This window comes from Bradyrhizobium sp. (assembly GCF_030646015.1).
In the GTDB taxonomy this organism is placed as follows: domain Bacteria; phylum Pseudomonadota; class Alphaproteobacteria; order Rhizobiales; family Xanthobacteraceae; genus Bradyrhizobium.
This window is the reverse complement of sequence record NZ_JAUSLT010000003.1, coordinates 1-8,520: the sequence shown is the minus strand read 5'-3', so window position 1 is coordinate 8,520 and position 8,520 is coordinate 1. Positions and strand designations below refer to the sequence as shown.

Annotated in this window: 9 protein-coding genes; 1 reads left to right on the top strand and 8 read right to left on the bottom strand. The window is 65.8% G+C overall.

Annotated features, from left to right (window positions below; genetic code table 11):
* A partial coding sequence (locus Q7T45_RS00205) for a tripartite tricarboxylate transporter substrate binding protein (protein WP_304865829.1) occupies window positions 1–541 on the top strand: 541 nt, incomplete at its 5' end.
* A gap of 230 nt (window positions 542–771) precedes the next feature.
* Here Q7T45_RS00205 and Q7T45_RS00200 read toward each other — a convergent pair.
* The 8 genes from Q7T45_RS00200 to glyA form a co-directional block, all read right to left on the bottom strand.
* Window positions 772–2,892 (bottom strand): sodium-translocating pyrophosphatase, encoded by a 2,121-nt coding sequence (locus Q7T45_RS00200; RefSeq protein ID WP_304865826.1) that lies wholly within the window; start codon window positions 2,890–2,892, stop codon window positions 772–774.
* A 216-nt stretch (window positions 2,893–3,108) separates the two neighbouring features.
* Complete coding sequence (thiL, locus tag Q7T45_RS00195) at window positions 3,109–4,107, bottom strand: thiamine-phosphate kinase (protein ID WP_304865824.1); 999 nt, start codon at window positions 4,105–4,107, stop codon at window positions 3,109–3,111.
* A gap of 152 nt (window positions 4,108–4,259) precedes the next feature.
* Window positions 4,260–4,775: a transcription antitermination factor NusB gene (gene nusB, locus Q7T45_RS00190; RefSeq protein ID WP_304865821.1), complete on the bottom strand. Its 516-nt coding sequence runs from the start codon at window positions 4,773–4,775 to the stop codon at window positions 4,260–4,262.
* A gap of 2 nt (window positions 4,776–4,777) precedes the next feature.
* A complete protein-coding gene (gene ribH, locus Q7T45_RS00185) occupies window positions 4,778–5,269 on the bottom strand; it encodes a 6,7-dimethyl-8-ribityllumazine synthase (RefSeq protein ID WP_304865818.1) in 492 nt (163 codons plus the stop codon).
* Between the two features lie 101 nt (window positions 5,270–5,370).
* Window positions 5,371–5,979, bottom strand: a complete 609-nt coding sequence (locus Q7T45_RS00180) for a riboflavin synthase (protein WP_304865815.1) — start codon at window positions 5,977–5,979, stop codon at window positions 5,371–5,373.
* Entirely contained in the window at window positions 5,979–7,133 is a 1,155-nt protein-coding gene (gene ribD / locus Q7T45_RS00175; protein WP_304865813.1) for a bifunctional diaminohydroxyphosphoribosylaminopyrimidine deaminase/5-amino-6-(5-phosphoribosylamino)uracil reductase RibD, read from the bottom strand. The genes Q7T45_RS00180 and ribD overlap by 1 nt, the downstream gene beginning before the upstream one ends.
* Window positions 7,130–7,612: a transcriptional regulator NrdR gene (gene nrdR, locus Q7T45_RS00170; RefSeq protein WP_291865374.1), complete on the bottom strand. Its 483-nt coding sequence runs from the start codon at window positions 7,610–7,612 to the stop codon at window positions 7,130–7,132. Before nrdR ends, ribD begins: the two co-directional genes overlap by 4 nt.
* A 13-nt stretch (window positions 7,613–7,625) precedes the next feature.
* On the bottom strand, window positions 7,626–8,520 hold an 895-nt coding region (gene glyA / locus Q7T45_RS00165; protein WP_304865804.1), incomplete at its 5' end, for a serine hydroxymethyltransferase.

The following is an 8,520-nucleotide window of genomic DNA, read 5'->3' as shown; positions in this document are numbered from 1 at the left end:
CAATCCGGACAAGCTCACCTACGGCTCGTCCGGCAACGGGCAGAGCCCTCACCTCACCGGCGCCTGGTTCTTGCAATTGACCGGGCAGAAGATGGTGCATGTGCCGGTCCGCGGCGCGGGCCCGGCGCTGCAGGCAGCGCTTGGCGGCGATATCGAGGTCCTGTTCGACAATCTCTATCCGACGCTGCCGCAGGTTCAGGACGGCAAGCTCACCGCGCTGGCGGTGACGACGCCGGAGCGCAGCGCGCTGGCGCCCAACATCCCGACCATGCGCGAAAGCGCACCGGAACTGGCGAAGTTCGACGTCTCGTCCTGGTTCGGCATTTTCCTGCAGAAGAGCGCGCCCGCGCCGGTGGTCGACGCCCTCAACAGGGAAATCAAGGTGTTCCTGGAGCGCGCGGACATCAAGGAAAACATGGCCAAGATCGGCGCACGCACCGATTACGGCACGCCGCAGCAATATTCCGATTTCATCGCTGCGGAGACCGCGAAGTTCGGCGCCATCATCAAGCAGGAAGGCCTGCAGATGGACGCGGGCTGAGCTTTCGTGTCCCGGACGCGGCGCAGCGCCTCTTGTGCTGCTCCGCAGAGCCGGGACCCAGTCTCGTAGCCCGGATGGAGCGAAGCGCAATCCGGGACTTTGCGCCCGGATCCACAGGCCCCGGATTTCGCTTCGCTCCATCCGGGCTACGGATCTCCGACAATCGCAAGAAAAAGAAAAACCCCGCGGCTCGCGCCGCGGGGTTTTGCGTTTCAGTCGTAGCGTAACGCTCAGTGCGCCAGGATCGCCAGCAGCAGGAGCGCCACGATGTTGGTGATCTTGATCATCGGGTTGACGGCGGGACCCGCCGTATCCTTGTAGGGGTCGCCGACGGTGTCACCGGTCACCGCGGCCTTGTGGGCATCGGAGCCCTTGCCGCCGTAATGGCCGTCCTCGATGTACTTCTTGGCGTTGTCCCAGGCGCCGCCGCCCGAGGTCATCGAGATCGCGACGAACAGACCGGTCACGATCACGCCGAGCAGCATGGCGCCGACGGCCGAGAACGCCGCCGACTTGCCGGCCGCACCGCCGCCCGCGATCGCGAAGATCACGAAGTAGACGAAGATCGGCGACAGCACCGGCAGCAGCGACGGGATGATCATTTCCTTGATCGCCGCCTTGGTCAGAAGATCGACCGCCCGGCCGTAATCGGGCTTGTCGGTGCCCTGCATGATGCCGGGCTTTTCGCGGAACTGACGCCGCACTTCCTCGACGATCGCGCCGGCCGCACGGCCGACCGCGGTCATGCCCATCGCGCCGAACAGGTACGGCAACAGGCCGCCGAACAGCAGGCCAACCACGACGTAGGGGTTGTTGAGCGAGAAGTCGGGCAGCACACCCTGGAAGTAGGGATACTTCGCGGCGTTGGCGATGAAGAATTTGAGATCTTCATTGTAGGCCGCGAACAGCACCAGCGCGCCGAGACCGGCCGAACCGATCGCGTAACCCTTGGTGACCGCCTTGGTGGTGTTGCCGACAGCGTCGAGCGCGTCGGTGGCCTTGCGGACTTCCTTCGGCAGACCGGCCATTTCGGCAATGCCGCCGGCATTGTCGGTGACCGGGCCGAAGGCGTCGAGCGCCACGATCATGCCGGCCAGCGCCAGCATGGTGGTGGTGGCGATCGCGATGCCGAACAGGCCGGCAAGGCTGTAGGTGACGAGGATGCCCGCGATGATCACCATCGCCGGACCGGCGGTGGATTCCATCGAGATCGCGAGACCCTGGATCACATTGGTGCCGTGACCGGTGACCGAGGAGGCCGCGATCGACTTCACCGGGCGATATTCGGTGCCGGTGTAGTATTCGGTGATCCAGATGATCAGGCCGGTGACCACGAGGCCGACGATGCCGCACTGGAACAGCGCCATGCCGGTGTACTTCACGCCCGCCAGCGGACCGAAACCGATCAGCCAGTAGATCACGGCGGCGACGCCGACCAGCGACAGCACGCCGGTGGCAATCAGGCCCTTGTACAGCGCGCCCATGATGGACTGGCTGGCGCCGAGCTTGACGAAGAAGGTGCCGGCGATCGAGGTCAGGATGCAGACGCCGCCAATTGCCAGCGGCAGCGTCATCATCGGCACCAGCAACGGCGAGGTCGCGAAGAAGATCGCGGCCAGCACCATGGTGGCGACCGCGGTCACCGCATAGGTTTCGAACAGGTCGGCGGCCATGCCGGCGCAATCGCCGACATTGTCGCCGACGTTGTCGGCGATGGTGGCCGGGTTGCGCGGATCGTCCTCGGGAATGCCGGCTTCGACCTTGCCGACGAGATCGCCGCCGACGTCAGCACCCTTGGTGAAGATGCCGCCGCCGAGACGGGCGAAGATCGAGATCAGCGAGGCGCCGAAGCCGAGCGCCACCAGCGAATCGACCACGATGCGATCGTTGGCCTTGAGGCCGAGGACCTGGGTGAGATAGGCGAAGTAGATGGTGACGCCGAGCAGCGCCAGACCCGCGACCAGCATGCCGGTGATGGCGCCGGCCTTGAAGGCGAGTTCAAGTCCGCCGGCCAGCGAGGTGGTGGCAGCCTGCGCGGTGCGCACATTGGCGCGAACCGAGACGTTCATGCCGATGAAGCCGGCAGCGCCCGACAGCACGGCGCCGATCAGGAAGCCGATTGCGACCTTCATGCCGAGGAAGTAGGCCAGCAGCACGAAGATCACGGCGCCGACGATGGCGATGGTCATATACTGACGCTTCAGATAGGCCTGCGCGCCTTCGCGCACCGCGGCCGCGATTTCCTGCATTCGCGGATTACCCGCATCAGCCTTCATGACCGATGCCGTCGCCCAGATGGCGTAAACGATGGAAAGCACTCCGCAGAGCACAATCGCCCATAATACTGTCATTGAATTTGCCTCAGATCCTGGATCTACCCCACACCACACCGCGGGAGCGGCGGGCGCCTAAAAAGAAGGCCTGCCCCTGCCCAAAGGGGTGGCCTTAAATCGGCGGGACCATGCCAAAATCGCATCCCCTGCGCAACGCTGCGGAAGGCCAAAACCAACGATTTCGGCAGGTATTTGCGTCCGAAGCGGCGGTTTTTGCAAGAATACTGGAGAATTCTAGAAATGGCTGTAGGACAGCCGCTTTAACGCGATCTGGCTGCCCTTGACGTCGAGGAATCGCGGGGTGGACTGCCCGGCGATCACCGTTCCAATCGAGGTCACGGCCACCCCGGCCAGCCCGGCCGCCCGCGCAAACGCCGTGAATCCGGCCTCCGGGATCGCACACAGAATCTCGTAATCATCGCCGCCGGAAACGATCGCCTCGATGCCGACCGTCCCCTTGGCCAGCAATGCCGCGGCGGGAGCGGACAACGGGATACTCTGCGCATCGATGACGGCGGACACGCCGGACGCCGCGCACAGCTTGGCGAGATCGCCCGCCAGACCGTCGGACACATCCATCGCTGCGCTGGCATGGTCGCCGACCGCCTGCGCCAGGGCGTTGCGCGGCTGCGGCACGCGGTAGCGGCCAACCAGCATCTGGCTCGCCGCGGCGTCCCGCGCGAGCGCAGTCGCCACCGCGCCGCCTTTCAGGATATCGAGGCCGAGCGAGGCATCGCCGATCGTCCCGGTCACGACGATGTGGTCGCCGGGCGCAGCGCCGCCGCGGCGGACCATTTTGCCCGGCGTCACCCGACCGAACGCGGTGACCGAGACCATCACCGGCCCCGGCGTCGAAACCGTATCGCCGCCGAGCAGCGGGCAGCCGAACAGGCCAGCGTCCTCGCCAAGCGCGCGCGCAAACGGCGTCAGCCAGCCATCGTCCTGGACGCGCAGCGCCAGCGTGAGGACAAAACCTGCCGGCACCGCCCCCTTGGCCGCGAGATCGGACAGATTCACCCGCAGCGCCTTGCGCGCGATGGTGTCAGGAGGGTCATCGGGCAGAAAATGCACGCCCTCGACAATGGCGTCCGTGGTCACCACGATCTCGTCGCCGCCGGCCTGCAGGATCGCCGCGTCGTCCACCAGGCCGAACGCGCCGGGGTCGGTCGCGAGCGGACGGAAATAGCGGGCGATCAGGACGTCTTCACCGGTAACCTGTTTGGGTTCGGTCACAGCGCACCATCCCCACAAATGTCATCGCCCGGCTTGACCGGGCGACCCAGTATTCCAGAGACGTCAGCGATCAACCGAAGGGCCGCGGCGTACTGGATCATCCGCCTTCGCGGATGATGACGACAGAATGTGCGGCTGGCGCCCATCCCGGCCTACCCCCGCGAAAACTCGTCGGCGCGAAACTGGCGGGCGATCTGGTCGAGCACCGCGTTCACCATGCCGGTCTCCTCGGACTCGACGAAGGCGTGCGCGACATCGACATATTCCGACACCACGACGCGGCCGGGCACGTCCTTGCGGTGCTCGAGTTCGTAGGCCCCTGCCCGCAGCACCGCGCGCAAAATGGCGTCGATCCGCTTCAGCGGCCAGCCCTTCGAAAGCGCCTCGTCGATCACGGGGTCGAGCCTGGCCTGGTCGCGCACCACGCCGGCGACAACGTCCTGGAAGAACGCGGCCTCGGCCGGCAGATAGGTGTCGCCCTCAACCTCGTTGCCGAGCCAGTGGCTCTCGAACTCGGCGAAGATGTCGTTGATGCCGGCGCCGCCGATGTCCATCTGGTAGAGCGCCTGCACCGCGGCAAGCCGCGCGGCGCCACGCCGGTTGGCCTTCTTGTCGGGGCCCTTGTTGTCAGAGCCTTTGGCCGGCGCCGGCTTCTTGTTCTCTGCCATGATCAAGCCTTTGCCAGCCGGCGCTTGATCCGCAGCATCGCCAAGGCCGCGCGCGCGGCGTCACCGCCCTTGTTGAGTTCGCTGGCGCGCGCCCGCGCCCAGGCCTGCGCGTCGGTGTTGACGGTGATGATGCCGTTGCCGAGCGGAAATTTTCTCGCCACCGCGAGATCCATCAGCGCGCGCGAGGATTCCATCGACACGATCTCGAAATGGATGGTGTCGCCCCGAACCACGCAGCCGAGCGCAATCGCCGCGTCGTAGGGTTTGCCATTTTTTTCCGCGGCATCGAGCGCGATCGCGATGGCGGCTGGAATTTCCAGCGCGCCGAGCACCGTGATCACCTCGTGGCCGACGCCGGCCGCCTTCAATTCGGCGACCGCGCCTTCCAAGAGCGCATCCTGGATATCGTCATAGAAACGCGCCTCGACGATCAGCGCGCGTGCGCCGGATATGTCGGTCTGGTCCTTCAACTGTGCGCGCCGCGCGTCCGCCATTGTTTCATCCATTCAAGGCGTTGACAGGTACCGATTACGCTAGATGTCAACGATTTCGTGCGGGTTTTAGGCGCAGCGGCGGCCAAAGCCAAGGGCTGCGTCTACTTCATTTCCGACAGCCGCGCGGCGTAGCGCGCCATCAGGTCGACCTCGAGATTGACCTCGGTGCCCGCGCGCCAGCCGCCCAGCGTGGTGACGCTGAGCGTATGCGGAATGATCAGCACCGAAAACACCACATCAGCAACGGTATTCACGGTCAGCGACACGCCATCCAGCGTCACCGAGCCCTTTGTCGCGATGAAACGCGCCAGTTCCCTCGTGGTGGAGAGCTCGAACCGCGCCATATCGGGCAGATCGTCGCGCTTGATAATGGTAGCGATGCCGTCGGCGTGCCCGGCCACGATATGGCCGCCGAGTTCGTCGCCGATCTTCAGCGCCCGTTCGAGATTGAGTTTGGTGCCGGTAACCCAGTGTTTCGCCGTGGTCATGGCAAGCGTCTCGGCGCCGGCGTCGACATCGAACCAGGTTTTGTCACCTTGAACGCCCGAGGCGACCACGGTGAGGCAGACGCCGTTGCAGGCGATCGAGGCGCCGTCGGCGATGGTGGAGCGGTCGTAGCGGCAGGCGATGCGCAAGCGATGCAGCTGGCCCTGCGCCGTGGGCGTTCGGCTGGCGATCTCGCCGATGTCGGTGACTATGCCGGTGAACATTAGATGCGCTCGTAAATGGTCAGGGTGTCGCTTTGCAGCGTTTCGCTAGCACGTAGCTTGAACGCGGGCGACTGGGTGATGGCCGAGAGCGGCAATGCCTCCAGCGCAGGGACGCCATCGGCGCCGACCGGATGGGCGCCGCGCAGCAGCCAGACTTCGTCGGCGAGGCCGGCTGCGACAAACGAGGACGCGACGCGGGCGCCGCCTTCCACCAGCAAGCGCGTGATGCCCTTTTCGGCCAGCGCTTGCAGCACGGCGGCGAGATCGAGCCCCGGCGGCGGCGTGTTCGTGGTCGGCACACGGATCACCTGCGCGCCGGCCGCGCCAAGTTTCATGGCGGCGGGCGCGTCCGATAGATTCGAGGTCATCATCCACAGCGGCGTCTCGCGCGCCGAATGAACCAGGCGGCTGGTGCCGGGAATCCGCAAGGCGCGGTCGAGCACCACCCGCACCGGAGAAAGCGCTTCCATCCCCGGCAGCCGGCAGGTCAGGACAGGATCGTCCGACAGCACGGTGCCGATCCCGACAAGAATAGCGTCGCATTGCGCGCGCAGCAGATGCACCCGCGCCTTTGCCGCTTCGCCCGTGATCGCCACCGGCCTATGGCCGGCAGCGGCGATCTTGTCGTCGGGCGAGACCGCCAGTTTGATGATCACGTGCGGACGCTTGTCGCGGATGCGCCGGAAATGCCCGGCATGATCGCGCGCGGCGTCCAAGGCCCCCGTCCCGATATCGACCGTGATTCCGGCGGCGCGCAGTCTGGCGTGGCCCTGCCCCGCCACTTCCGGATTGGGATCTCCGATCGCCGACACGACGCGGACAATCCCGGCCGCGATCACCGCGTCGACGCAGGGCGGCGATTTGCCAAAATGCGAGCACGGCTCCAGCGTCACATAGAGCGTGGCGCCACGCGCGGCCGCGCCGGCCCGCGCCAGTGCCTCGGGCTCGGCATGCGGACGGCCGCCAGGCTGGGTCCAGCCGCGGCCGACAATGACGCCGTCCCTGACCACGACCGCGCCGACCGCCGGATTGGGCCATGTGCGGCCCTGCCCGCGCCGGCCGAGCGACAGCGCCAGCTGCATGAAGCGCTGGTCGGCAGCCTTCGATTCCTTCGATTTCTGCGCGTATTGGTCTTCCAGAATGCGGAAGATCATTTGCGTAACGTGGCGAGCCGCGCTTCGTCGTCGCCGGAGAGCTCGCCGAGCACGGTCTCAAAATCCTTGGCCTCGCGAAAGTTGCGATAGACCGAGGCGAAGCGGACATAGGCGACGTCGTCGAGCTGGCGCAGATGCTCCATCACGATCTCGCCGATCGCCTCCGATGAAATCTCGGCCTCGCCGCCGCTCTCGAGCTCGCGCACGATCGCCGAGACCATCTTCTCGACCCGCTCGGGATCGACCGGGCGCTTGCGCAAGCTGATCTGGAGCGAGCGCACCAGCTTGTCGCGGTCGAACGGCACCCGGCGGCCGTTGCGCTTGATCACCGTGAGCTCGCGCAGCTGCACCCGCTCAAAGGTGGTGAAGCGGAAGTTGCAGGCGACGCAGACGCGGCGGCGCCGGATCACGGCGGAATCCTCGGTCGGACGCGAATCCTTCACCTGCGTATCGAGACTGTTGCAGCTGGGGCATCGCATCCGCTGAAGACCTTTACTGGTAGATCGGGAAGCGGTCGGTGAGCGCCTTGACCCGTTCCTTGATCGCGGCTTCCACCATCGGCGCCGAGCCACCTTCCGACTGTGCGATGGCGTTGAGCACTTCCGATATCATCATGCCGACCTGCTTGAATTCGGCGACGCCGAACCCGCGCGTGGTCGCCGCCGGGGTGCCGAGGCGAAGGCCGGAGGTGACGAACGGCTTTTCCGGATCGAAGGGGATGCCATTCTTGTTGCAGGTGATGGCGGCGCGAACCAGCGCCTTTTCCGAGACATTGCCCTTGAGGCCCTTCGGCCGCAGGTCCACCAGCATCAGGTGGTTGTCGGTACCACCGGACACGATATCGAACCCCTGGGCGCGCAGCGTCTCCGCCAGCGCCTTGGCGTTCTCGACCACGTTCCTGGCGTAGATCTTGAAGTCGGGGCGCAGCGCTTCGGCGAATGCCACGGCTTTGGCGGCGATCACATGCATCAGCGGGCCGCCCTGCAGGCCCGGGAAGATAGCCGAGTTCAGCTTCTTGGCCAGCGCCTCGTCATTGCACAGGATCAGGCCGCCGCGCGGTCCGCGCAGCGACTTATGCGTGGTCGTGGTGGTGACATGGGCGTGCGGCACCGGCGAGGCATGCACGCCGCCGGCCACGAGGCCGGCGAAATGCGCCATGTCGACCATCAGATACGCGCCGATCGAATCGGCGATCTCGCGAAAGCGCTTGAAATCCCAGGCGCGCGAATAGGCCGAGCCGCCGGCGATGATCAGCTTGGGCCGCACCTCCTCGGCCTGTTTTGCAACCGCATCCATGTCGATGATCTGGTCCTCGCGCCGCACCGTGTAGTGCGAGGCCTTGAACCATTTGCCGGACATGTTGACGGGCGAGCCATGGGTGAGATGG

Bases quoted from the DNA above. Each gene is read 5' to 3' on its own strand.
- Q7T45_RS00200 (WP_304865826.1), bottom strand. From the start codon at position 2,892: ATGACAGTATTATGGGCGATTGTGCTCTGCGGAGTGCTTTCCATCGTT.
- nusB (WP_304865821.1), bottom strand. From the start codon at position 4,775: ATGGCAGAGAACAAGAAGCCGGCGCCGGCCAAAGGCTCTGACAACAAG.
- ribH (WP_304865818.1), bottom strand. From the start codon at position 5,269: ATGGCGGACGCGCGGCGCGCACAGTTGAAGGACCAGACCGACATATCC.
- Q7T45_RS00180 (WP_304865815.1), bottom strand. From the start codon at position 5,979: ATGTTCACCGGCATAGTCACCGACATCGGCGAGATCGCCAGCCGAACG.
- ribD (WP_304865813.1), bottom strand. From the start codon at position 7,133: ATGATCTTCCGCATTCTGGAAGACCAATACGCGCAGAAATCGAAGGAA.
- nrdR (WP_291865374.1), bottom strand. From the start codon at position 7,612: ATGCGATGCCCCAGCTGCAACAGTCTCGATACGCAGGTGAAGGATTCG.